Origin of the sequence: Brumimicrobium aurantiacum (assembly GCF_003402975.1) — a bacterium.
Taxonomy (GTDB): Bacteria; Bacteroidota; Bacteroidia; order Flavobacteriales_D; family Crocinitomicaceae; genus Brumimicrobium; species Brumimicrobium aurantiacum.
The window spans coordinates 223,568-245,212 of record NZ_QURB01000006.1; the positions used below are offsets into that span (position 1 = coordinate 223,568).

Sequence of the window (21,645 nt, forward strand, 5' to 3'; positions counted from 1 at the left end):
GGGGTAGGGTTTACCTACCCCGTTTTAAAATATAAAACCATGAAAAAAATACTACTCTTAAAATTCTTTTTACTCTCCTCTTTAATCGTTTCAGCCCAGTGTTTTGAGACCTTAACTTTTGGTGGTGCTCATACTGTTGGTCAAAAACCTGATGGGACGCTGTGGGGTTGGGGAGCGGCTTCATATGGTAATTTATTAACCACAAACATAACAGAACCCAGTCCAATACAAGTGGGTACACAAACGGATTGGAATATTGTTAGAAATGGCGTAGCGAATACTTTTTCTATAAAAGATGACGGGACGCTTTGGGGATGCGGAAGTAATCAGTTTGGATCATTAGGGGTAAATTCAACTAACGTAAACTTCACCTCATTCCAACAAATTACTACATCAAGCAATTGGGTTAAAATTGCCCCCTCACATTATTTTACTTTAGCCTTAAAAGCAGATGGAACTATTTGGGCTTGGGGTCAAAACAATAATTATCAATTGGGAAATTCTCCCGCTACACCTGAACAAATATTTCCTATCCAAGTAGGAACGGATACCGATTGGGTAGAAATTGCTACAGGAACAAATGATACCTCTTTTGGAATTAAATCAGACGGTACGATATGGGGTTGGGGTTCAAATCCTTCCTCAATTATTGTCATGGGCTCAAGTACCTATACAGTAGCTACCCCAACTCAAGTAGGAACGGATACCGATTGGGTTACTATGAGTATAGGAGGAGCACATATACTGGCTCAAAAACAAGATAGTACTTTGTGGTCATGGGGAGGAGGAAATGGTTTGGGACTTGGTGGTAGCCCCACTGTTACAAATACCCCTCAACAGATTTCTACTGATAAATGGATTAGTTTTTCAACAGGTTCAGCTTCTTCATATGGTATTAAATCAGATGGAACATTATGGGCATGGGGAGTTAATACTTTTGGACAACTGGGGGATGGGACGACAACCAATCGTTTGATACCAATACAAATAGGGACTGATACGAATTGGAGTACTGTCCAAGCTAGAGGCTCTAATGTTGTTATGGCTACCAAAACAGACGGAACAGTTTGGTACTGGGGAGGTAGAAACTACTATGGAGAATATGGCAACGGTTTAAGTTATGGAAATACTTATATTCTTTCACCCACCCAAACCCAAGGTATCTGCGTTACACCTACTAGCACTGGACCTACTTATACAACTTCAACAATCGGCGGAGTTACTGGAAATGATGCAAGCGGTGTAGGAACATCTGTCGGAGATAGCGTTGCAATTTCAGGTGTTGTGCATTGCCAAAACTTCAGTAATTCTGGTTATGACATTATACTAATTGATTCCAATAACGATGGAATAGCACTTTTTAGTCTAACGGATATAAACGGCTACATCCCCACAGAAGGAGATGAAATTGAAGTAGAAGGAGTGATAGCACAAGTAAATGGGTTAATCCAAATAAAACCTGATAACATTAATGTACTACAACAAGGAGCAACGCTGCAAAGTCCAATGCTTACTTCTGTTCTAGATGAAACAACAGAGAGCCAGTTGGTGAGATTAGAAAACCTAGAACTCGTAAATGGAGAAGCAATGTGGCCATCGGATGGAAACATCGAAGTCACTAATACAGTTGATACTTTTACAGTTCGCGTTACAGCCTCATCAGCACTAGCAGGTACACCAACACCAGGAACTTATTTTCATTTAACCGGATTAGGAAAACAATACGATACATCAAGTCCTTATGATGAAGGCTATCAAATTTATCCATGCGGAGTTGATCCTTATTGTGATATAGATATTTCAACGACTTTAAGTAATGAAACAATTTCGGTTGTTGATACAGGCCTTGCTTATCAATGGATAAATTGTGCAGATAGTTCAGTAATTACAGGAGAAACAGGAGAAACATTCACTCCAACAGCCAATGGAGATTATGCGGTAATCATCACCCAAGGGCCATGTGTGGACACTTCTGCATGTGTGTTTGTGGATGTGCTAGGAATTGAAAACAATGAGTTGGGTGGAATTTCCGTTTATCCGAATCCAATTACAGATGAGCTCAATATCAACAACAAAAACGGAGCGTTGATTTCTGTTGAGATGATTGATGCTAAGGGAAGTGTAGTTGTGGCTTCACAAATTGATTCTAAAGAAATTAAATTAAACACTTCGGCATTAAAACCAGGTGTTTATGTGTTGGTTTTGAGGTCGGAGAAGGGTGTACGGATGATGAAAGTGGTGAAGTAATAAAATTTGATTTTAAATATTAAAGCCTCTCGTTCGAGAGGCTTTTTTTGTAATTATAAATACGGAGATTAGTCAGGTATAAAGTTTGAATTATGATGTTCAAAACAACACTTCCTCCACCTCATCGAAATCCAAACCTAAATACTCAGCGCATTCTTTTATGGAAACATACTGGTGTGTTTTTTTAAGGTAATGTTCCTTCATTTTTTTGATGAGCTCACGTGAATATCGTTCAGACTTCCCGGTGATGATCATCACGTCTTTGGTATGTAGAACGATTCGTTTCATTTTTCTTGTTGTTTTTTAGTGCTTTTTGACTTTTCGCATACTTTATCCATACTTTATGTATACATCTGATATGCCTTTGAGGTAGTTAAAAGAATTAACTTTTTCCTCTGTTTTACAAAATTATAGGAAAAATGAGGATATAAAAAGAGCAAAAACACTGCAAAACAGCACAAAGATTATGGAACGGAAGTGAATTGTATTAAAACGCTTTTGCTTGATTTAGATTTGACGTATCAATTTCATGTCGCGACGAAATATGAGGAACGCTGAGAAAGTCTCAGCAGGATATTGTCAAATTAAAATTGAGTAATCATGGCAAAGCAAAAAGGAATAATCAAGCTGACAGGTAAGATTGGAGATTTGTCTTTTTACAAGTCTAAGGATGGTTATTTGGCACGTGAGAAAGGTGGCGTTGATGGAGAAAGAATCAAAAATGATCCTGCTTTTGCAAGAACCCGAGAGAACGGAAGTGAGTTTGGGTTGGCAGCAAATGCCGGAAAGACATTGAGAGATGCTTTCCGTCCAATGATGATGCGCGCAGCTGATAATCGAGTGACTTCAAGACTCACGAAAGTGATGTCTTCTATTCGAAAATTAGATACGACAAGTGATCGTGGAAACCGTTCAGTTGGAGTCGCAATTCAAAATCAAGGAGCCAAAGACATATTGAAAGGATTCAATTTCAATGTACGTTCGAAACTAAATACAATTTTGTATAGACCCTTAAGTCTAGATCCTGGAACAGGAGAAATCCAAATTGTAGATTTAGTGCCAACGAATCATATTGTTGCACCAGCAAATTCAACGCATGTATCTTTTACATCTGCATGGGCAAATGTTGATTTTGTGAATGGAACTTATGAATTAGCACTTTCAGCTCCTTCGAATTTACCACTGGACAGCACGCAGTCAACAGTAGCAGTTGCACCAGCATCTGCGCCGACTGCAACTGGAACAGCGGTGTATATCTTACTCTTAGAGTTTTTTCAAGAAATCAATGGTACGCAATACAGTTTAAACAATGGTGGCTACAATGCCATGAATATTGTTGACGTAGCATAGGTATTGATTTAGTGTAGAATTTAAAACTTTAAGCATTATGGAAAGTAAGGAACAAGACAAGTTAGCATCCGTTGCAAAACGATGCACAAGTGAAACACCTCCATTTTTCAAGAAGCTAAGAACTGCAGGGTTGGTGTTGGCAGCTATCGGTACAACGATAGTTTCGGCACCAATTGCATTGCCAGCAATGGCAGTTACAATTGGCGGATATGTTCTACTAGGTGGAACAGTGATCACGGCAGTAAGTCAAACAGCAGTTGGCGAAATGGATTGTGAGGAAGAAGAATAGTATTAATCAGTTCTCCAATAAATTTAAAAAGGAGAACACAAATTGAGAAATCATGGCAGAAAATGAAAACGCAACACCTGAAATGGTGGTAAACGTAAAGAAATCAGGACCAAAGTTTAAAGCTGGTTCAGAACTAGCAAGTACAGTGAACAAAATTGATATTGACTGGGACAACCAAACTGAAGAAGATTCAGGAATATTGACCGTATCAGTTAAGATCGGATCTAGTTCAGATGGCGAGTAGACTATAGGAAAATAAATTTCTGAGTGAAGGCCACCAAGCAATTATGCCTGGTGGCTTTTCTCATTTTAAAAATAAAATAAATGGAACATTCAAATGACAATACAACAGTGATAGGAACGGTATCAGGTACAATATTAAGTATACTAGCCACTTTTGATATTCAAGATATCATTAAAACAATTATTCTCGCTGCGATAGGTGCTACGGTTAGTTTTATAGTGACGAAGGGATTGAAGTGGTTGTGGGAGAAGTGGAGGAGGTAAAAGGAAATTTGGAGAAAGTTTATATATTGTGAGTCAAATTATACCAACTAATGGTTGTTGGACTTTTAGTCTGATGGTTGGGTGATAATTAAGTTAACTACAAATAAGAAAGATATACTATGTCGAAGAAAAATAATGACTCTGATAATAAACTGAATTGGATTGCCTTAGGAGTAATAATACTCATAGTTACGGCTTGGTTTTACGCCTATTTTTCTTTAATAGATGTTAAACCAGAAATTAGGGGAACATTTGGTGATATGTTCGGAGGTGTTAATGCACTTTTTTCTGGATTAGCATTAGCTGGAATTATTTACACCATTCTTTTACAAAGAAATGAGTTAAAACTTCAAAGGGACGAATTAAGAGAAACTCGTATGGAGTTCAAAATTCAAAATGAAACTTTAAAAATTCAAAGATTTGAAAATACTTTTTTTAATTTGTTAAATCAACATCATCAGATAGTTGAAAACATTGACTTTACAGATTATAAGAAGAAGAAAAAAATACCTAAAATTCCAACTTTCCGTAAAACAACTGAACAGGTTTTTGATCAAACACCTGAATATTTGGAAGCGGTAAGATTAGAAGGTAGAGATGTGTTCAAACATCGATATGATCTTCTAAGAAGGTCAATTATAGATAATCCCGAAAAGTTTCTAGAGTTTTATCAAGAACATTACAAATCAGCTCAAACGGATTTTGGACATTACTTCAGAAACCTATATAGAATGATTAAACACGTTGATTATACAAATTTTTTCTATGATGAATCTAAAGCCTCTGAAAAAGAGATATTTAAAATGAAATATAAATACACTTCTATAATTAGGTCTCAACTATCTGATTATGAGTTGTTATGGCTTTTTTATAATTGTCTGAGTTCAAATGGTGTAGATAAGTTTAAGCCATACATTGAAAGATATTCTATTTTTAAAAACTTACCAATTGATCTTCTTGGTGATCCTGCTCATGCAGAAGAATATGATAAACTTGCATATAATCAAGTTAACAACAACTAAGCAAAAGGGCCGATAATTTCAAGGTTTACACTACTTTACCTATTTTCGTTAAACAAAAGCAGCCCGCCGAAGCGAGCTGATGATAGTTATATATAAACCACAACGGGCCACAAATCAACCAGTTTGGTTTATTAATTCTCAGCTATTGCTAGGAGATAAGTTTTTGACACCATCTGTAAAGCCTTAAATACTTACTTCTTTCAGTTCCTGGTTCCGTTTCATGAATCTTTTGTTTTAGCTTTTCCATTTCTGCAGGAATTTCTTTCTTGGGCATTGATCTTAAAATGCTTTTTGTAACTGCTGGATTAATAATATACACGGTATTGAATCTGAATCAGATGGCGAGTAAACTTTAGGAAAATAAATTTCTGAGTGAAGGGCACCAAGCAATTTTGCCTGGTGACTTTTCTCATTTTAAAAATAAAATAAATGGAACATTCAAATGACAATACAACAGTAATAGGAACGGTATCTGGAACGATATTAAGCATTCTAGCCACATTCGATATTCAAGATATCATTAAAACAATTATTCTCGCTACGGTTGGAGCTACAGTGAGTTTTTTGGTGAGTAGGGGGGGGAGTGGGTTTGGGAGAAATGGAAGAAATAGTTGAAAGTTTAGAGAAAATTTATATATTGTGCAGTTGGAATTAACTATAGAACTTTACATATACCGCTAAATTAGAAGAATATATGGTTTTATTGGATGTATAATAAGTTAGGTACAAGTAAAAATAGACGACAATGGATAATATCACAGAAGATCTATTAATTACATTAGAAGGTTTCCTTCGGGATTAACCATGCTTTTATGACAACCAAGGGTATTATGTAGGCAAACTTAGATAGAATTGCTAAAGACATGTTAAATAAAATAACCTAATGGAATTTTGGACATCTATAATTGAAAATAACCCGGGTTTAATCAATATTATTCTCACAGGCGTTATCTTACCTCTTGGTATTCTTTATCTTACCAATCGTAATAGTAGGAAATTAAAAGAAATTGAAAAAGAACTTGATGTTAGGTTTCGTTCCAAAGAAGATATACGAGAACAAGAGAAAAAGGTATACGGCTCTCTCTCAAAAATATTATTTGATGTCCAGCAACTTCACGTTTCTTTGTCAGGTACTTGCGTTGATAATAATTGTATTAATGACTCTATAAAACGGTTTGATTCTTCAATCCAAAAATACCATGAAGAAATATCCAATAATATGCTATACCTTTCATCCTCCAGCATTAACAAAATATATGAGTTTTATAATTCAATTGGGGAGCTGAAAATTCAACTCCAAGAATTAAACGAAAAAAAGGAATATGACATGGCTCATGTTGTAGTCTATTATTCCTCTCAAGAGCTTGCAGAATCATTAATCCATCTTCAAGAGCAATTCATTACGGAAAGAAGTGATTTAAAAGTTGAATTTAATAAGACAAAACAAGAAATGATGAAATATTGCTGTGGATCAGAACCACCGAAGGAACTGAAAGAAAAGTACGAATCATTGAAAAAAAACTTAATGGAAAGACACTTAATAGAAGCCAGTGCTTAAAAAAGTATGTGAAAAGTTGAGCGGATAGTATAGATTTTCAAATACTTGGCTTGTATCTGACTTTTAGTTTTGTTATTGTCAAACGTGTATCAAAATCATCTAAAGTAAGCTGTTAACAATGTGGAGAAGATTATTTTGATATTACTTAGTTTAAAAACCTTTTAAAAGAAACCTTTATGAAAATACTTCTGTTTTTAATATTTTGTACTTCATCGATTAGTTTATATTCTCAATCAGTTATGGAGCCTGTGAGTATAAAGTTTAATCGTGTTTATTATTTTGCACCAGAAAGCCAACTTTCACCAACAATAAGTAAGGTGAGAAAAATAAGTACTTATGTAAATATCGACTTTGAATTTAACACAATAAAAATCGTAACTTATTATTCAAATCCACCAAAAGAATCAACCTATACAATAAAATCCATCGATAACTCAAATAGTAGTTTGTACAAATTTGTCTGTAGGGCAAGTAATTACGCTGAGGTTATTATTGAAGTAGATCTATCAGATTTGACTGTTACAAGGAAAGTAACTCATAATGGGATATTACACAAGTATTATAATGAGTAATGAAAGAAGTAAATCAGCTTATTAATATATCTGAGGGTGTTGAAAACCTTAATTTAATTTTTTGCGTATAATGAACTAGAGTGAAGAAACTCTAGTTTTGATTTTTAAAGGGAAAAAAATGGATAAGTAAATACTGATAATGAAATAACTGGAGTAAAAACCTTGTTGCAGGAAATGTGTAATTCTAAGAAGATTCTCAATATCAGTGTTTCTCAAATTTCAGGTAATATTCTGTTTGAAGAGGAGGAAATTACAAAATTAAATGAGTCGGGTAGTATTGATATTCAATCAAATATTTATTGAATCCATATACAATGGAGAAGAGGCCAATTTTGGTGGAGTAATGGTTTTTGGATTTAAAACAAATTTTATGATGAAATCAGGTTTAAAATTAATCACAACGGAAAATTAACATGCTCCGTTGTGGTATTTTGTTTTCATTATTATTAAGAAATCAACTTTTCACAAAACCGATAAATGCTTACAAACTTACTTCTCTCAGTTCCTGGTTCCGTTTCAATAATCTTTTGTTTTAGTTTTTCCATTTCTGCAGGAATTTCCTTCCTGGGCATTGATCTTAAAATACTTTTTGTAACTGCTGGATTAATATGATACATGATATTTGAATTTGTGTTCATTCCACCTCATCATTTTGAGATGGACCGAACTGATTTATTATTACTGTTTTATTAATTGGTGAACTAGAACTTGGCGCAATTGCTTTAAGGTGTTCTGGATTCGCTTGTAATTCTCTTCCTTCTTCTCCAATTCTAAAAGTGATGAAACTGTCTTTTGAATCGCTTCGGGGTTGTTAGAAGTGATTTTTTGAGCATCCTTAATGATATTGATGAGGTCATTTTTGCGAATGAAAGGAATCACAGATCCGACTAAAGCAATCTGAAATTGTTTTCCTTGATGGAGAGAATACACAATCCAGTACAAACTTTCTTTTTCCTTTTCCGTTTCACAGCTTATCACAAAGCAATTTGGACATGGTTTTTTGAGTGGTTTTCCGCTATTCAATCCTTTGTTTAGGATGAAGAAATGCGGTCCTTTATACTCGATTTCTGGTCGATAGGTAATCATTTTGAAATTAGACATAATTCTGGTTTTAAAAATTAAGTCTCTCTTCGGTCGCTTCGCTCCGCGGGTATTTCCAAAAGAAAAAGCCAAAAAAAATGACCAAAAGGCCAAAAAAAAAGGAAAAAAGAAAGCTCATTTTTCAGGGCTAAAAAGCAGGTTTGTCAAGATTTTTGACAATAAAAAATTTGACTCCTGCAGCTAAGCCCAAAAATGAATGAGTTACTATTGAGAAAAGTAAAATCAAGTTAGAATGTAATCACAAAATTATTATTGCAAAACCCGGAGGGCTTGAACTTTACAAAGCTGTGGTTAGCCCTATCTTTGCTTTTATTTTTTTATTTTATTCTCCCAGGGATAAGGTAGATGCTTTTTTAAATCGAAGCTTTAAACTTATTCAAAGTGGTAAATGATTGAACGGAGGTATTACTTTTTATTCAAGTGTATGTGTTCTTTTGATTGTAAGGAGTGGTTATTCGAAAGGAGAAACGATTTAGAAAAGCAAAAGTTAAATGTAAAAGAAAACACATACTCTTGACTCCTTTAATGTTTAACTAGAGGGGAAAGGCTAAGTACCTGCTGACCTTTTGGGAAGCTGGTGCATTTCAGGAATAATGCTAATCGAAAAGGGAACTAATGTTTTAATCGGAGGGGAGTGTAAATCAGCGAAGGGAGGAGTTCTTTTTTATCGGAGGAAAATGGTTTTACAAGTGTATGTGTTTTTGGATTTTGGGAAATGTGTTTTCTTGAATGGAAATGTTAGTGCTAAAGTCAAGTTATTTAAAAATGTAAACACATACTCTTGACTTCGATAATGCTTAATTGGAAAGGAGTGTTAGAAACACCTGCTGACTTTTTAGGAAGCTGGTATATTCTATGAGAAACGTTATTTCAAAGATTAGATTTAAAACGAATCTTTATGTTTGTTTAAGGACCTGGTAACTTTTTTGATAATGCTAGAATCTGGTGATTTGGTCAAACGAAGAGGGAATTCTTTAAAAGTTTAATTCAGAATAGATAACTGTTAATCGAAGGGATAAGTTGAAATATTCATTTAGAGCCAATTAATATTGATAATTGCACAGGAAATAACAGCCTTGAGCCTCTATCAATTCAAGAACGAAGGGTTAATGGTTTATTTTAGGATAAAGCTAAACACGAAGGGCGCGAGCCGTCTGCGAGTGGAACGAAGGGGGGCGCAACAGATGGCTGGGAAGCAGACAAGTTGCAACCTCTGTGCTTTTTGGCACACGAGGGGCGTTTCCAGTTTTTTGGATTTCGAAGGTATAATGCTTTACAAGTGTGGTTGTTTTTTTCCTTTGACAGGCTCAGGAACCAAAGGCTCAACGACCAATTAAATATATAGTATTATCGAGATAGGTAATCAAAAAATACCCACGCTTGACTTCTTTAATGTTAAAATGGAACGTAGAGTTTAAGTGCTTGCTGACCTTTTTCGGGCAGCTAGCAGATCTTAGGGTAATGCCAAAAAACTGGAATCGCACCGAAGCCTGAGAGACTAGCAGGCGAGCCAAACACGACGCTGCGGTGACACCCCATTTTTAAACTTCGCTTTAGCGAAAACCGAATAGGGGTTTGGGGTGGCAAAGTAGCAGCAACTGAAGGAGGAAAACACCACACGTGAGAAAAATAAGTGGAATGTGGCGCGCGGAGTTTCCGAGCACGACACAATGGAGCGGTAAAAACAAGCCCGTAGTGAAACGGAGCTTTGTATAGGCTTGTTTTTATATTTTTTGAGCAGGGAGGTGTTGAGGACTGAAGACCATATTTCCTGTGCCAAACAATCTATAGTTGGAACTAATTTATGCGAAGCTAAGAAACAAAAAAATCGTCAGTTGTTGGGTGCGGAGGGTAGAGGTTATTTACAGGAGAAGAACTACAAGTTTGGAAGTTTACGGTAGCGAAGGATTTAATGATGTGTTGGATTAAACCTTCAATTTCATGTAACTCTTTTTCGTTAAGCTCTGATTTATCCATTTTTGATTGGTTAATCAAGAAAACAATTGACCAATAGTTTTCACGGGTAAAAATGTTTTCCCACTGTCATGAAGTTTGATAAATCCTTGCTATTTTAAACATGAAGTACCAATTAAAAACAATGGTAAAATAAATTTAACATGAAATTAAAAATTTATTGAGAGATAAAGACTAGTTTATATGTTTGTTCACAAATCGAATTGGATACTCGTAGTAAGTAATTTCCAGTGGAAAGTTGTAATTCTTTACCAGAAATACTAACCTTATCGACATTCAATTCAGAATATATAATCTTACCAGCCTGATCAAATAACTCTATTTTATTTGGCAAAAATAAGGGATCTCCAAAATTCCAACTATCAATAGTGGGATTAGGGTATAATGATAAATTTTCCAAAAACTTTATATTAGTATGGGTATTCTCCTTATAACAACCAAAGTTATCTGAAATGGTTAAAACGTAATTTCCTTCTTCATTAAATTTACGATAATGGCCGACTACATTATCTGACCATTCATAATTTAAATTTGAGTTACTTTCGTCCAGTTCGAATAACTTTTCACTACAAAGAACTATTGACGAATCTAATTTAAAGGCATCATATTTAGGATGAACAAAAATTGAATTTTTTAGTGTTAAAGTGTCAGACCCACAATTTCCATTGGTAATTAATTCGATATCATAAACCCCTTCCTTGTCAAAACAATATATCACACTATCTTCTGAATTGCCTGTTGTACTTGCTCCAGGTATATTCCACTCCCAACTATTAACGGAATCTTTCTTTTTTTCAATTAATTCAATACAATCCCCCTCACAAATGGATTCATTATCTATGATAACATTAGGTTCAATTGATTTTGTTAGCGAGATATTATCCAAGTTGAGATAAATTGCATTTGAACCTTGATTTGACATTGGCTCTATACACTTCTGAGTATTTGTTAGGGCATTGTAGAAGGCTCCAAATGCTACTTTATCATAATTATCTGATGCTGTAAAATCAATTGAAAAAGAGGCGTATTCTTTGAAAGGAATTAAACTAGTTGGGATTGAAACTTGAGGTTTTACTCCCCATTCACCACAAGTATGAGTATAACCACAACCAGTTGGATCCGAGCCATTATAAAAGTAGAAGCCAAAATCTATGCATTCTGATCCGAACCCAGTAGAAAGTATTGATCCTCCGTTGTCTATTCTGACATCAAACGTTACTGTATATTTAGTACATTTCTCCAGAGATGCTATTAAATCTCCTTTTATAGATTCACGTTGTAAAGAACCGTTACAGTATGCATCGTTAGGGAGGAAGTCCATCCCGACAAGACCTGTGCCGCTTGAAGGAACGCCTTCAGCATAATTACCAAAACCAGGATCACCTGGCCCATAGTCTTCTGTATTTAGATAGTCTGCTGGGCCTGCAATACAATCCCACCCGGTGCAATCTCCGTAAATAATTCCATTAACTCCAGAAACTGCTGTATGTTCTTCAAAATCAGGATTAGGAAATAAGTTTTGTCCATATGTGAAGGATGAAGAAAAAATAAACATCAGGAACGTTCTAAACACAATTGTTTTAAAATACGATAAAGACATATTCATTTCTTGTTTTATAAAGTGATTATTTAGGTAACCATATATACAACGCTAGAAAGTAAGGAAAGGTTGGTGATTATTTCATGATACCAAGTTATATAGTACTCCCCATTTATAGGACAACATATAAAGTTGTAATTTTAAACAATAAATTTGAGAAATAAAAATCGTCAGGTGTTGGTTACGGAGGGTAGGGGGCATTTATCAGAGGCAGTAACCACAAGATTGGAAACTTGCGGTATCTGGGCAAGGAGGAAGGTTTTATTTCAGGGGTAACCATAGCCTGTTTCTTCTGATGTAATTTCAGTATAAATTATTATGAGCTCTAAGAATAGTATTTGATAAGGAAGTTTCTTTCCCGAAGCTTTCCCGAAGTTATCCCGAAATCCTCCTTGAGAATATAGTCCTCTTCCTAATCTGAAGACTTCTTTATGCCTTTAGATGCAGAATTCCAAAGTTCAGGACTAAATCCGTATCAATTTGTTGAAAGTTACTAAATCAACTGAGAAAACCATAAGTATGGAAACTTACGGATAGTTTGTCTGGAATGAAAGTGTTTTTTACTATTTCAATGAATATTAACTGTTTATTGAATTTAGTACCTGTTCTCCATTTTTATTGCACAAAAGTACGGCAGTTTTAAATATTTGCCGTAGATTTGTGCAATATGATAGAAACGTTGCCACATAAAAATGGGTATATTTTAACCAAAGATGCTAGAGGTAAACGGAATTTGTTTAACAAACTCAAGCAGCTTATGGAAGAAGGTGTAGTTGAAAAACTCAAAGCAGGATTGTATAAAATACCTGAACTAGCTACACTTAACCATTGGCAGGAGATTTCACTGATCTATCCTAAAGCTATAATTTGTTTGACTTCGGCGAGTTCTTATTATAATTTGTCTACTTATATGCCGCATGAAACACATTTGGCTATAAGTCGTAAAGCTAAAATGAAAATAGAAGATTATCCTCCAGTACAACTTTACTATTGGCCTGATGTATATTACAAACAACATATCGTAAATATTGATGGAGTGAATGTTTACTCTCTGGAACGAACGGTTTGTGATATTGTGCGTACTTTCCGGGAATCAGATGTAGATTTGGTGAAAGAAGTGGCAAGAGAATACCTTAAAAGAAAAGATAAAAACCTAGGTTTGTTAATGAAAACGGCAGGAGAGATAAGTATTGAAAATAAGGTGAGGGGAGTATTTGAGTTGTTGATTCGAAGTTGATTGGAATCAATTTTGATTTACCCTTTATTTCTAGAGACTATTTATAGTATTGTTTTTGGGTCATGAATTATACTACCCCATAGATAGATTCTATAAGGAATATACTCTTTATTCGTTAAAACGTTTTGTTGAGTGAATCGGAACTTATACTCGCTTTTCAAACTATTTTAAACAATATGAAAATTATAGGTTTATTTATGAATTTAAAGTAACATTAGCTGCAAAATGGAGAAATTAAAAACAATCAAAGCAATTTGTGTCAAAACAAATGCGCTAGACTACTTTGGTGAGGAGGATAGAAATTGGAATGTTGAAATCGAAAAGGAGTATGACATCTTAACAATTAAATCGGAGATCAAAGAAGGCAATCATTCAATGATGGTTATTTACGCAGATCCAATTAATGACTTTCGACCATCAGGATTTGTTCCAATGGAATTGTTTGAAATAGATTTTGATCAATTACCAGAAACTTATCATCAAATAACGAATGCGGATGATGAGACTATAATTGAAATATCAGCTTTATCAGAAGTAGGTTTGAAACTAATTCATGATGCCTTTTAGGAAGCTTTGTATAATGAAGATGAAAAGGTGAGTAAAATATACTTTGAGATTTTGGAGCGGTTGGGGTGTTAAAATCGATGTAAAATAATGTGACTAAAAATGAAATATCAATGTTTAAATCAGGTATGCTTAATTATTTTTTTAACTATTTAAACTTGCCGGTTACGAAGCTTCTATTTTTCAATACAGAATAAATCAACCACCCACTAACAATTACATCCACAATATTCCACATTTCTCTTCCTAGGGTAATTTTGAAAAAGGGCTGAAAGAGTAGGGCAAGGGCTCCGAAAATAATCATTTCAGTTTTATCGTCTTTTTCACTTGCTTTGTAGGCAAGGATTCCAAAACCAACTAAAGCAGCAAAACGAACGAACATGAAGAATCCGTAAGGCATGTCAAGAAGACATAGAAAAAATAAGATTGCAAGGACTATTTTTATTTTGGAGTATGGGGTGTTTATTTTTGACATAGGTTGTTCTACTTTTAAATTATGTTATTAAATAAATTAGAAATCTAAGTAATATAATGATAGTTTGTAAAAATATGTTAATTTTGAAATATATCAGACTATATTATTGAAAATTTATAAGCCTAAACTTGATGACTGAAGCCTACCTGAAAAATTATAGGTTGTCATGGTTGACATTAAACAAAGGTCCATTTCTTTTTGCTTAAGCCTAAAATGATACTTATTATTCATGAACATTAACACCTATTTTACAAAACAAATCGATGTCAGGAAAATAATTCTTGAACACCTTGATAATGCGAATAAAAAAGTGTTTGTAGCTGTAGCTTGGTTTACCGATACAATTTTATTTAAGAAACTAATTGAGTTACAAGATAGAGGTGTTTCTATAGAGCTAGTAATAACGAAGCATGAATTTAATACTCAAAGCCGAAACAATTATCAACAATTAGAAGAGAATGGATTTTTTGCTGAAATAGGAAGTGATAACCAGTTGATGCACATGAAGTTTTGTATCATTGATTATGATATTGTCATAAGTGGTTCTGCAAATTGGTCAAATCGGGCATTTACTGTAAATAATGAAGAGGTAACCATAGTTTCAGGAAATCTTCAACGGACAAATGAATTTGTAGAAGAGTTTGATCGATTGAAAGACATCTCTGGTAAAATTCAAAAATATGAAGAAGAGTTAGACTTATCAAAAGCATTTAAATACTTCAAACTTATAAAAGCTTTTATTGATCTTGGTGAAACTGCCAGTATTCAAGCGTATGTTCATCAGATAAAACACATAAAAGAGCTTAACACTGTTACTAATTTACTTCTTGAAGGTAAGTATGATTTGGCATTTGATGAAATCGAGAAATTTGAGAGAAGCCATACTCAACTTGTTGATGTTACTGCGATTGAAAAAGCGCAAATCCTATCTCAAATTCGATTGATTTCATATCAAATTGAATCTCTTGAGATTGAAAAAACTGAAATTGAAACTTTAATAGAACAATTTAATCACAAGTACATTATTGAACTTAATCCTCTTATTTCTAAAATCATAGCACTGAAAAAGAAGATTTATGAAAAGCTAAAGAAGCATGGTGTTGTAAATGATGAATTCGAGAAATTGGAAGATGAGTTTAATCAGAAAAATAAAGAATATCAAGAAGAGATTAAAATTGATATTCCAGAATTAAATGATGAAGATTCAGCAGGTATTAAATCCTTATATAGAAAAGCGTCTTGGCTTTGTTCTCCAAATTCACATAGAAGAGTAATTGAAGACGAGAAACAAGCTTCAAAAGTTTTTGATGAACTGACAAAGGCTTATAAAAGTAATGATATTGAAAAAGTGAAATTTATTTATGGAGAATTAAAACTTGGAAACTCAATTGATGATCTTGATAAGCATGACGAATTAGAGCAGCTTAGAGCAAAGCTGGAGTCTTTAAATGTAAAATACAATTACCTTATTATCGATTTGACTAACCTTAAATCATCTAAAATTCATCAGTTGATTTTGAAGGTATCTGATTGGGAAGAATATTTTGAAACGCAGAAGGCTCTTCTAATACAAGAATATGAAAGTTTAACAGAAAAATATGTAAGCCATGAGTAATGAAATTCAAAAAGTAAATAAAACTGAAATTCAAAAACCAAAAACAGGTAAATTGGATTTGTTAAATATAAATACATCTGCTCTCAATGAAAGTTTAAGTGGATTAGAAATACCTAGATTGTTTTATCAGCTTGTTGTATTTGTTCTTGATGGATCAGGTTCTATGACATATAGGGGGACGACAGGAGCTGATAAGGGTGAGGAGGTTGAGGATGCTGTTAAAAAGGTTGTTAAAAGATTACAGGATAGTAAAAACAAGAATTCATTTGATATAAATGTATGGGCGTACGCTAATGAGAACATAGAAATTATTCAAACTACTTCTGTTGATTCTTTTAATCTAAATCAAAGTATTAATCCATGTGACTATATCAAAAGATATGACGGAACAAAATTAACACCGACCTTAAATGATGTTAGAAAGGAATGTGAGAAGTATTTATTATTCCACAAGGATAAAAACACTCAGGCTTTGGTTATTATTTTAAGTGATGGAGCATTGGACGAATATGAGAATTCAAGATCTGTTTGTGAGAGTTTAAAAGAGATTGACAATGTAACAGTTGCATCTATTTTCTACGAAAGTGATGTATGGCAAAAAAACTATGTTGTCTCAGAAACTGATGTGTTAAAAAATGATATGAAAAACCTTGCTTCTAATTCATCATTTTTCACTTCAACTGTTGATCCTGAAGAAATAAGAAAACACATGATTAAAAGTATATCAACAGTTTCAAAAGTTCAAAATGGAAATCAATTTAAAATAGATTAATGTATTTTTCAGTCAAACATATAGACATTAAGTTAAAACAGGATTATGCTGATTTTTCTATTCATGAGGAGTGGAAATCGTTAATCTTATGCGATGGAATTGGAGAGTTTACAGATTCTGGAAAAGTAGCAAAGTTAGTTGTAGAGCAATTTATAAGGAAACAATATAAATCAGTATCGGAGCTAATCCATGATAATGAATTACAAAAGCTTAAAAAAGAAGGTGTGATTGGAGGAACTACTTTTATAAGTGCAAGGAATGTAAATAATTCAGATAAGGTAGAGGTGGAGTATTTGGGGAATGGGGGAATAATCCATTTACATGGTGATTTTTCAAAGAATGTGAATTCGGAGGAGCCTTATCGTTATGGAGAAATTATGATTCCGCATGTTTCTCCCAACGGAGCATTGACAAGACATATATCACACAATAATGGGGATGACAAGTTTTTATTTTCAAAGATAAATATCAATCTCAATTATTTTGAAGGAGATATAATAATCTTGTTTAGTGATGGGATTTCCTCACTAGAAGATAAAGTGATACTAAAAGATAATGAGAACAGATTTTGGAGAAATGAAAATCCAGCAATACAAACAATTTTAAATGAATTAAACTCATTTCTAATTTCAAATAATGAAGCTGATTTATTTCAAGACAACTTAGTAGAATTCAATCAAACAGTATTGAATAAACTGAAAGCAGAACACTATTTAGAAGATGATGCTTCATTGGGCTTTATTATCACTGATAGTGTTTTAACTCATTACCAAAAAAATTACTAATGATTAAGTCGCTCACCAATATTTCTGAAGTTTCTGTTATCGATCAAAATGGAGAAAATGATATTTTATCCTTCTCAGAAATTGAATTCGATGATAAGGCTCTAGGGTCAGGAGGTTTTGGATCAGTCCACAATGTACAGTCTATTGATGGTGTTTTAAAATCAGAGTTTGTAATTAAGATATTTACAGATGAAGATAGTAAACAGCATGCATACGATGTTGTGAGAATTTTACATGATAAATTAAAAAAACGACAACACCTTACAAAGACTCCGACATATCATGATAAACCAGAGTTGTTGGGGCTCCCATTTTTAGTTTTTAAAGGATACGACAATATATCAGAAAAACATTGTGTTGCTTTTCTGATGTACAATCTTGAAAAGTTAAATTATGAGGATTATGGAAGTGATATGGCTAAACTTGATGAATACACACTGTTAAATATTCCTGATAAGTTGTATCTAGCTTATCAATTGGCTAAAACAATTGATTTTTTACATGAAATTAAATTTATTCATGCCGATTTAAGCGAAAATTCATTATGGTTTAATCCTAAAAGAATACAATTATCAATTATTGACTATGATAGTGGATATCATTTTGACACACAAGACAAGCCAACAACCATTGGTAAAGTAGGACATTGGATAGGAAGTCGATTCAGAAATATAATAGGGCAGCCTAAGGATTCTTCAGAGCTAAATACACTCGATAGACTTTATGAGGAATATTGGGTTCTTGCAAATGCTACTTTTGAAGTTGTGTTCGGTGCGATGCCTTTTTTCTTTTTGTCAGATACAGATGACAATTCAAAACAATCCTATTTAAAAGAAAATGAATGGCCAAATATTGATTACTCTTCTCCACTTTTCAATAAAGCCAACTCTCAGCAACATCAAGCGATCATTTTATTTTTGAAACAACTCGAAGAAGGTGGAGCAAAGGAGTTGATTGATGCTTTTAAGAAGGTTTTTAATTCAGGATATAAAAATGAAAGAAAGAGACTAACTTCAAAGGAATGGAAGGAACTACTTTTCAATCTTAATCAGTCATTAGGTAATCCAATATTGAAAAGTTTTACTGCTGATAAAACAAAAATAAAACGCAAGAATGAAGAAGTTGAATTTTATTTCGAGGTAAATAAATATGACTCTATTTATGTGAATAATAAGCTAGTTCCACTTAATCAAAAATCCATAATACTAAATATTGCAGATAGCACGAAAGTTAATATTAGGGCGATAAATGATTTTCAAACAATAGAAGATTTTGTTGAGATACAAGCTGTAAAAGTGGAACCTAAAATATTATTATTTACAGCTTCAAAGCTCTTAAGGGATTCTGAGGATCCAATAATTCTTTCATGGGAGACAGAAAACGCAAACTCAGTTTCAATTAACTTAATTGATAAAGAATTGGAAATATCAGGAATGACTGAAGTAACTCCAATAGAGAAGACGCAATACTTACTTACTGTTAAAGGATATTTTGATGAAGTTTTATCTCAAGAAATCGAGGTAGATATTATAAAGCCGAATATAAAGTTTTTTAATTGGGAGGTTAATTTAAACAAAGGGATAACAAATGTTGATATTTCTTGGGAAGTAGAAAATGCAACTAGTGTAAAAATATCACCACATGTTAAAAGCCAAAATGTTAATGGTCTAGAGCATATTTCTATATCTGAGAGAACGGAGTTTAAACTTATAGCAAAAGGATTATTTGCAGATATTGAAAATGAAATCACAGCACATCCGTTTCCTGTCCCTATAGTAAAGCAGATATTTGCTAACGCACCAAAATTAGAGCTAAAAATAAATATCAATAATACAGCATTAAATTTTCCTGAAAATTTATTCACAGCTAGCAGTATACAATTTACAAATAATGTACAATTTAATAATCTTGATATAAATTCGACGGAGCTTGGATCATCATTGGAGTTTCCAAAGTTTGAAGATGAAAATTTATTAATGGACAAACTGGTTGAAAAAAGAATAGGTATTTCTGATATCTACCATATTATTATGAAAAAAATATATAATACACTGAAAAAATGAAAAAACTAATAAAATATCCTTTCCAAAAATTGCGTGATTTTTTTTTATGGGCCTCAGGAGCTGATTTAGAAATTTTGAAACAAGCTCCTACAGATGCTAATAAATATTTTGGAATTGGAGGTACTATAATATTCACTGCACTAATGGCGAGTTTTGCTGGTGGTTATGCGATTTTTATCACCTTTAATTCTGCTTTAGTTGCTGTCTTTTTTGGACTTTTTTGGGGTGCTTTAATTTTTAATCTTGACCGATACATTGTTTCTACATTCGGGGTGGGTGATGGGAAGAAAACCATTTCAAAACAAGAATTGTTAGAGGGCGCTCCTAGATTGTTGATGGCTGTTGTCTTAGGATTTGTAATAGCAACTCCTTTAGAATTAAAACTCTTCGAAGACTCTATAAATGAGCAAATAGGTCAAAATGTTAGAGTTGAAAGACAAAATTTGAAAAATGAAGCCTCTGCTAAAAATGATCCTTTAATTGTAAACTGGGTAGCTAAAATAGCGAAATTAGAAAAAGATAATAATAACTATCAAAAAGTTATTGACTCAAAATTAAATACATATAATTTAGCAGATAAAGACCAACAAGACGAGTGGAATACTGGAAAGTTTAGCGGAAAACCTGGTAAAGGAGAACTTTGGGATGAACTAAAAGCTAAGGCTGATAGAGCACTGGCTGATTATCAAAAATATGAGTCAGAATACACTACCAAAATAAGTGATAACAATAAAAGCATTCATCTTTTAAATGAACAAATCAATAAACAAACAAAGCAAAATTTAGAGGCTTCTGAACTATCAAAAAGAGTAATAGAGCAAAATACAGGGCTATTAGTAAGGTTAGAGGCCTTGAGTCAAATCACATCTAGAAGTTCGACACTTTTATTTGCCAAGTGGCTAATTACCATATTATTTATTTTTATTGAAATTTCTCCTATTCTATTTAAGATGATGACAGAAAGAGGAACATATGATGATATACTGGATAGAATAAAACACGAGGCTAAAGTGAAGCAACTTTTACTTCAATCAAATATAAACGAAGAGATTAATACAGCTGTTAAAGTTCATGCTAATAAAAATGAACAAAAATTAAATGCTGAACTTGTCGCCAATAAAGACCTGCTTCTATCCATTTCAAAAGCTCAAGCTGAAATTGCTCAAGTAGCAATTGAGGAATGGAAAAAGGAACAATTGGAGAAAGTTAAAAATGACCCTTCAAATATGATTAAATCATAGCGAATAACCTGTTTAATTTTCATTAAAAAATAATCTACAAATCTAAATAATGAATAAATTTAAAATAATAAGCGGAGTTTTAGCGGTGGCTTTAGTGACAACACTTATGTATTACTATAAAATTAAAAACGCTTCTGAAATAGAGATTATCCACCTTAAATCAGAAATTTCTCAATTAACTTCAGTTAATAACGAATTAGATCAAAATATTGGTGACCTGGAATCTGAAGTTGACGACTTGAAGTATGGTAGAGCAGTGTTGTTCTCAGAACTTGAAGAATTAATCAGCCTTCAGGAGTATGCAAAGGCAAAAGAAAAAATTCTACTATTGGAAAGAAAACATCCTGATGCTATAGAAACTACCAAAGCTTTTAGGAAGCTAAATAGTATAGAAGAGGAGTTGTTGTGGATTGACATTAAAAATAGAAGATCCTTTAGTTTACTTAATGAGTATTCAACTAAATATTCACGAGGGAAATATATAAAGAGAGTTAATGAAATGAAAATTGAATTAATTGCCGAAAATGAACAGAAAGCTTATGATAATGTCAAGTCCTAAATAACCGATACAGATTATTAAAGGATTAAAATTATAAATTAAAGCTGAGTAATGACGTCATTACTCAGCTTTTTTGATTTGTATTGCATTCTTTTTAAAATATTTTGCTTGTGC

Annotated in this window: 25 protein-coding genes; 18 read left to right on the forward strand and 7 right to left on the reverse strand. The window is 33.2% G+C overall.

The features are described from left to right. Window positions 1-39 precede the first annotated feature (39 nt). Window positions 40-2,247, forward strand: coding sequence for a T9SS type A sorting domain-containing protein (locus DXU93_RS10890; protein WP_116881316.1), 2,208 nt, complete (start codon window positions 40-42; stop codon window positions 2,245-2,247). A gap of 99 nt (window positions 2,248-2,346) precedes the next feature. Here DXU93_RS10890 and DXU93_RS10895 read toward each other — a convergent pair whose 3' ends face one another. Next, the gene (locus DXU93_RS10895) at window positions 2,347-2,535 is read right to left on the reverse strand and encodes a hypothetical protein (protein WP_116881317.1); all 189 of its coding nucleotides are present in this window, start codon (window positions 2,533-2,535) and stop codon (window positions 2,347-2,349) included. Window positions 2,536-2,847: 312 nt separating this feature from the next. Between DXU93_RS10895 and DXU93_RS10900 the strand changes: the two genes are divergently transcribed. The 5 genes from DXU93_RS10900 to DXU93_RS10920 all read left to right on the forward strand — a co-directional run bounded on the left by DXU93_RS10900 (window position 2,848) and on the right by DXU93_RS10920 (window position 5,415). Beyond that, the gene (locus DXU93_RS10900) at window positions 2,848-3,597 is read left to right on the forward strand and encodes a hypothetical protein (RefSeq protein ID WP_116881318.1); all 750 of its coding nucleotides are present in this window, start codon (window positions 2,848-2,850) and stop codon (window positions 3,595-3,597) included. 37 nt (window positions 3,598-3,634) lie between these two features. Next, window positions 3,635-3,886 (forward strand): hypothetical protein, encoded by a 252-nt coding sequence (locus DXU93_RS10905; protein WP_116881319.1) that lies wholly within the window; start codon window positions 3,635-3,637, stop codon window positions 3,884-3,886. Window positions 3,887-3,938: 52 nt separating this feature from the next. Then, window positions 3,939-4,130: a hypothetical protein gene (locus DXU93_RS10910; RefSeq protein ID WP_116881320.1), complete on the forward strand. Its 192-nt coding sequence runs from the start codon at window positions 3,939-3,941 to the stop codon at window positions 4,128-4,130. 80 nt (window positions 4,131-4,210) lie between these two features. After that, the gene (locus DXU93_RS10915) at window positions 4,211-4,393 is read left to right on the forward strand and encodes a hypothetical protein (protein ID WP_116881321.1); all 183 of its coding nucleotides are present in this window, start codon (window positions 4,211-4,213) and stop codon (window positions 4,391-4,393) included. Window positions 4,394-4,512: 119 nt separating this feature from the next. Beyond that, window positions 4,513-5,415 (forward strand): putative phage abortive infection protein, encoded by a 903-nt coding sequence (locus tag DXU93_RS10920; protein ID WP_116881322.1) that lies wholly within the window; start codon window positions 4,513-4,515, stop codon window positions 5,413-5,415. A 148-nt stretch (window positions 5,416-5,563) separates the two neighbouring features. On the opposite strand, the gene DXU93_RS15280 is transcribed toward DXU93_RS10920, so the two are convergent. Next, window positions 5,564-5,689 (reverse strand): hypothetical protein, encoded by a 126-nt coding sequence (locus DXU93_RS15280; RefSeq protein WP_262510727.1) that lies wholly within the window; start codon window positions 5,687-5,689, stop codon window positions 5,564-5,566. A 155-nt stretch (window positions 5,690-5,844) separates the two neighbouring features. Here DXU93_RS15280 and DXU93_RS10925 point away from each other — a divergent pair, with 155 nt between their 5' ends. The 4 genes from DXU93_RS10925 to DXU93_RS15055 all read left to right on the forward strand — a co-directional run bounded on the left by DXU93_RS10925 (window position 5,845) and on the right by DXU93_RS15055 (window position 7,957). Then, window positions 5,845-6,030 (forward strand): hypothetical protein, encoded by a 186-nt coding sequence (locus DXU93_RS10925; RefSeq protein WP_116881323.1) that lies wholly within the window; start codon window positions 5,845-5,847, stop codon window positions 6,028-6,030. A 268-nt stretch (window positions 6,031-6,298) separates the two neighbouring features. Then, window positions 6,299-6,973 carry a hypothetical protein gene (locus DXU93_RS10930; RefSeq protein ID WP_116881324.1) on the forward strand — a complete coding sequence of 225 codons (675 nt, stop codon included), beginning with the start codon at window positions 6,299-6,301 and terminating at the stop codon, window positions 6,971-6,973. Between the two features lie 176 nt (window positions 6,974-7,149). After that, a complete protein-coding gene (locus tag DXU93_RS10935) occupies window positions 7,150-7,545 on the forward strand; it encodes a hypothetical protein (RefSeq protein ID WP_123776115.1) in 396 nt (131 codons plus the stop codon). A 262-nt stretch (window positions 7,546-7,807) separates the two neighbouring features. Then, window positions 7,808-7,957: a hypothetical protein gene (locus tag DXU93_RS15055; protein WP_165851389.1), complete on the forward strand. Its 150-nt coding sequence runs from the start codon at window positions 7,808-7,810 to the stop codon at window positions 7,955-7,957. Between the two features lie 34 nt (window positions 7,958-7,991). Here the strand turns inward: DXU93_RS15055 and DXU93_RS10940 are convergent, their stop codons facing one another. The 4 genes from DXU93_RS10940 to DXU93_RS10960 all read right to left on the reverse strand — a co-directional run bounded on the left by DXU93_RS10940 (window position 7,992) and on the right by DXU93_RS10960 (window position 12,175). Next, window positions 7,992-8,183, reverse strand: a complete 192-nt coding sequence (locus DXU93_RS10940; RefSeq protein ID WP_116881326.1) for a hypothetical protein — start codon at window positions 8,181-8,183, stop codon at window positions 7,992-7,994. A gap of 40 nt (window positions 8,184-8,223) precedes the next feature. After that, the gene (locus DXU93_RS10945; RefSeq protein ID WP_116881327.1) at window positions 8,224-8,646 is read right to left on the reverse strand and encodes a DUF6943 family protein; all 423 of its coding nucleotides are present in this window, start codon (window positions 8,644-8,646) and stop codon (window positions 8,224-8,226) included. A 1,812-nt stretch (window positions 8,647-10,458) separates the two neighbouring features. Then, window positions 10,459-10,623, reverse strand: coding sequence for a hypothetical protein (locus DXU93_RS15060; protein ID WP_165851390.1), 165 nt, complete (start codon window positions 10,621-10,623; stop codon window positions 10,459-10,461). A 154-nt stretch (window positions 10,624-10,777) separates the two neighbouring features. Next, on the reverse strand, window positions 10,778-12,175 hold the full coding sequence (locus DXU93_RS10960; RefSeq protein ID WP_165851391.1) for a T9SS type A sorting domain-containing protein: 1,398 nt from the start codon (window positions 12,173-12,175) through the stop codon (window positions 10,778-10,780). A gap of 712 nt (window positions 12,176-12,887) precedes the next feature. On the opposite strand from DXU93_RS10960, the gene DXU93_RS10965 reads away from it, so the two are divergent. Both DXU93_RS10965 and DXU93_RS10970 read left to right on the forward strand, forming a co-directional pair. Next, on the forward strand, window positions 12,888-13,457 hold the full coding sequence (locus DXU93_RS10965) for a type IV toxin-antitoxin system AbiEi family antitoxin domain-containing protein (protein WP_116881331.1): 570 nt from the start codon (window positions 12,888-12,890) through the stop codon (window positions 13,455-13,457). A 225-nt stretch (window positions 13,458-13,682) separates the two neighbouring features. Continuing rightward, the gene (locus tag DXU93_RS10970; RefSeq protein WP_116881332.1) at window positions 13,683-14,024 is read left to right on the forward strand and encodes a hypothetical protein; all 342 of its coding nucleotides are present in this window, start codon (window positions 13,683-13,685) and stop codon (window positions 14,022-14,024) included. A 145-nt stretch (window positions 14,025-14,169) separates the two neighbouring features. Here the strand turns inward: DXU93_RS10970 and DXU93_RS10975 are convergent, their stop codons facing one another. Continuing rightward, window positions 14,170-14,496 carry a DUF6804 family protein gene (locus DXU93_RS10975; protein WP_116881333.1) on the reverse strand — a complete coding sequence of 109 codons (327 nt, stop codon included), beginning with the start codon at window positions 14,494-14,496 and terminating at the stop codon, window positions 14,170-14,172. Window positions 14,497-14,725: 229 nt separating this feature from the next. Here DXU93_RS10975 and DXU93_RS10980 point away from each other — a divergent pair, with 229 nt between their 5' ends. The 6 genes from DXU93_RS10980 to DXU93_RS11005 are packed head-to-tail and all read left to right on the forward strand — an operon-like array spanning window position 14,726 to window position 21,531. Then, complete coding sequence (locus DXU93_RS10980; RefSeq protein WP_116881334.1) at window positions 14,726-16,111, forward strand: phospholipase D-like domain-containing protein; 1,386 nt, start codon at window positions 14,726-14,728, stop codon at window positions 16,109-16,111. Then, window positions 16,104-16,883, forward strand: coding sequence for a vWA domain-containing protein (locus DXU93_RS10985; RefSeq protein ID WP_116881335.1), 780 nt, complete (start codon window positions 16,104-16,106; stop codon window positions 16,881-16,883). Before DXU93_RS10980 ends, DXU93_RS10985 begins: the two co-directional genes overlap by 8 nt. Beyond that, window positions 16,883-17,668: a hypothetical protein gene (locus DXU93_RS10990; protein ID WP_116881336.1), complete on the forward strand. Its 786-nt coding sequence runs from the start codon at window positions 16,883-16,885 to the stop codon at window positions 17,666-17,668. Before DXU93_RS10985 ends, DXU93_RS10990 begins: the two co-directional genes overlap by 1 nt. Next, window positions 17,668-19,731 carry a protein kinase family protein gene (locus DXU93_RS10995; RefSeq protein ID WP_116881337.1) on the forward strand — a complete coding sequence of 688 codons (2,064 nt, stop codon included), beginning with the start codon at window positions 17,668-17,670 and terminating at the stop codon, window positions 19,729-19,731. Before DXU93_RS10990 ends, DXU93_RS10995 begins: the two co-directional genes overlap by 1 nt. Continuing rightward, entirely contained in the window at window positions 19,728-20,972 is a 1,245-nt protein-coding gene (locus DXU93_RS11000) for a DUF4407 domain-containing protein (RefSeq protein ID WP_116881338.1), read from the forward strand. Before DXU93_RS10995 ends, DXU93_RS11000 begins: the two co-directional genes overlap by 4 nt. A 49-nt stretch (window positions 20,973-21,021) precedes the next feature. Then, window positions 21,022-21,531, forward strand: a complete 510-nt coding sequence (locus tag DXU93_RS11005; RefSeq protein ID WP_116881339.1) for a hypothetical protein — start codon at window positions 21,022-21,024, stop codon at window positions 21,529-21,531. The last annotated feature ends 114 nt before the right edge of the window (window positions 21,532-21,645 follow it).

Bases quoted from the DNA above. Each gene is read 5' to 3' on its own strand.
- DXU93_RS10995 (WP_116881337.1), top strand. From the start codon at position 17,668: ATGATTAAGTCGCTCACCAATATTTCTGAAGTTTCTGTTATCGATCAA.
- DXU93_RS10970 (WP_116881332.1), top strand. From the start codon at position 13,683: ATGGAGAAATTAAAAACAATCAAAGCAATTTGTGTCAAAACAAATGCG.
- DXU93_RS10940 (WP_116881326.1), bottom strand. From the start codon at position 8,183: ATGAACACAAATTCAAATATCATGTATCATATTAATCCAGCAGTTACA.
- DXU93_RS10890 (WP_116881316.1), top strand. From the start codon at position 40: ATGAAAAAAATACTACTCTTAAAATTCTTTTTACTCTCCTCTTTAATC.
- DXU93_RS10945 (WP_116881327.1), bottom strand. From the start codon at position 8,646: ATGTCTAATTTCAAAATGATTACCTATCGACCAGAAATCGAGTATAAA.
- DXU93_RS10900 (WP_116881318.1), top strand. From the start codon at position 2,848: ATGGCAAAGCAAAAAGGAATAATCAAGCTGACAGGTAAGATTGGAGAT.
- DXU93_RS10965 (WP_116881331.1), top strand. From the start codon at position 12,888: ATGATAGAAACGTTGCCACATAAAAATGGGTATATTTTAACCAAAGAT.
- DXU93_RS10990 (WP_116881336.1), top strand. From the start codon at position 16,883: ATGTATTTTTCAGTCAAACATATAGACATTAAGTTAAAACAGGATTAT.
- DXU93_RS10935 (WP_123776115.1), top strand. From the start codon at position 7,150: ATGAAAATACTTCTGTTTTTAATATTTTGTACTTCATCGATTAGTTTA.
- DXU93_RS15055 (WP_165851389.1), top strand. From the start codon at position 7,808: ATGAGTCGGGTAGTATTGATATTCAATCAAATATTTATTGAATCCATA.
- DXU93_RS10985 (WP_116881335.1), top strand. From the start codon at position 16,104: ATGAGTAATGAAATTCAAAAAGTAAATAAAACTGAAATTCAAAAACCA.
- DXU93_RS10910 (WP_116881320.1), top strand. From the start codon at position 3,939: ATGGCAGAAAATGAAAACGCAACACCTGAAATGGTGGTAAACGTAAAG.
- DXU93_RS10930 (WP_116881324.1), top strand. From the start codon at position 6,299: ATGGAATTTTGGACATCTATAATTGAAAATAACCCGGGTTTAATCAAT.
- DXU93_RS10905 (WP_116881319.1), top strand. From the start codon at position 3,635: ATGGAAAGTAAGGAACAAGACAAGTTAGCATCCGTTGCAAAACGATGC.
- DXU93_RS10915 (WP_116881321.1), top strand. From the start codon at position 4,211: ATGGAACATTCAAATGACAATACAACAGTGATAGGAACGGTATCAGGT.
- DXU93_RS10895 (WP_116881317.1), bottom strand. From the start codon at position 2,535: ATGAAACGAATCGTTCTACATACCAAAGACGTGATGATCATCACCGGG.
- DXU93_RS10980 (WP_116881334.1), top strand. From the start codon at position 14,726: ATGAACATTAACACCTATTTTACAAAACAAATCGATGTCAGGAAAATA.
- DXU93_RS11000 (WP_116881338.1), top strand. From the start codon at position 19,728: ATGAAAAAACTAATAAAATATCCTTTCCAAAAATTGCGTGATTTTTTT.
- DXU93_RS10960 (WP_165851391.1), bottom strand. From the start codon at position 12,175: ATGTTTATTTTTTCTTCATCCTTCACATATGGACAAAACTTATTTCCT.
- DXU93_RS10975 (WP_116881333.1), bottom strand. From the start codon at position 14,496: ATGTCAAAAATAAACACCCCATACTCCAAAATAAAAATAGTCCTTGCA.
- DXU93_RS15060 (WP_165851390.1), bottom strand. From the start codon at position 10,623: ATGGATAAATCAGAGCTTAACGAAAAAGAGTTACATGAAATTGAAGGT.
- DXU93_RS11005 (WP_116881339.1), top strand. From the start codon at position 21,022: ATGAATAAATTTAAAATAATAAGCGGAGTTTTAGCGGTGGCTTTAGTG.
- DXU93_RS15280 (WP_262510727.1), bottom strand. From the start codon at position 5,689: ATGCCCAAGAAAGAAATTCCTGCAGAAATGGAAAAGCTAAAACAAAAG.
- DXU93_RS10920 (WP_116881322.1), top strand. From the start codon at position 4,513: ATGTCGAAGAAAAATAATGACTCTGATAATAAACTGAATTGGATTGCC.
- DXU93_RS10925 (WP_116881323.1), top strand. From the start codon at position 5,845: ATGGAACATTCAAATGACAATACAACAGTAATAGGAACGGTATCTGGA.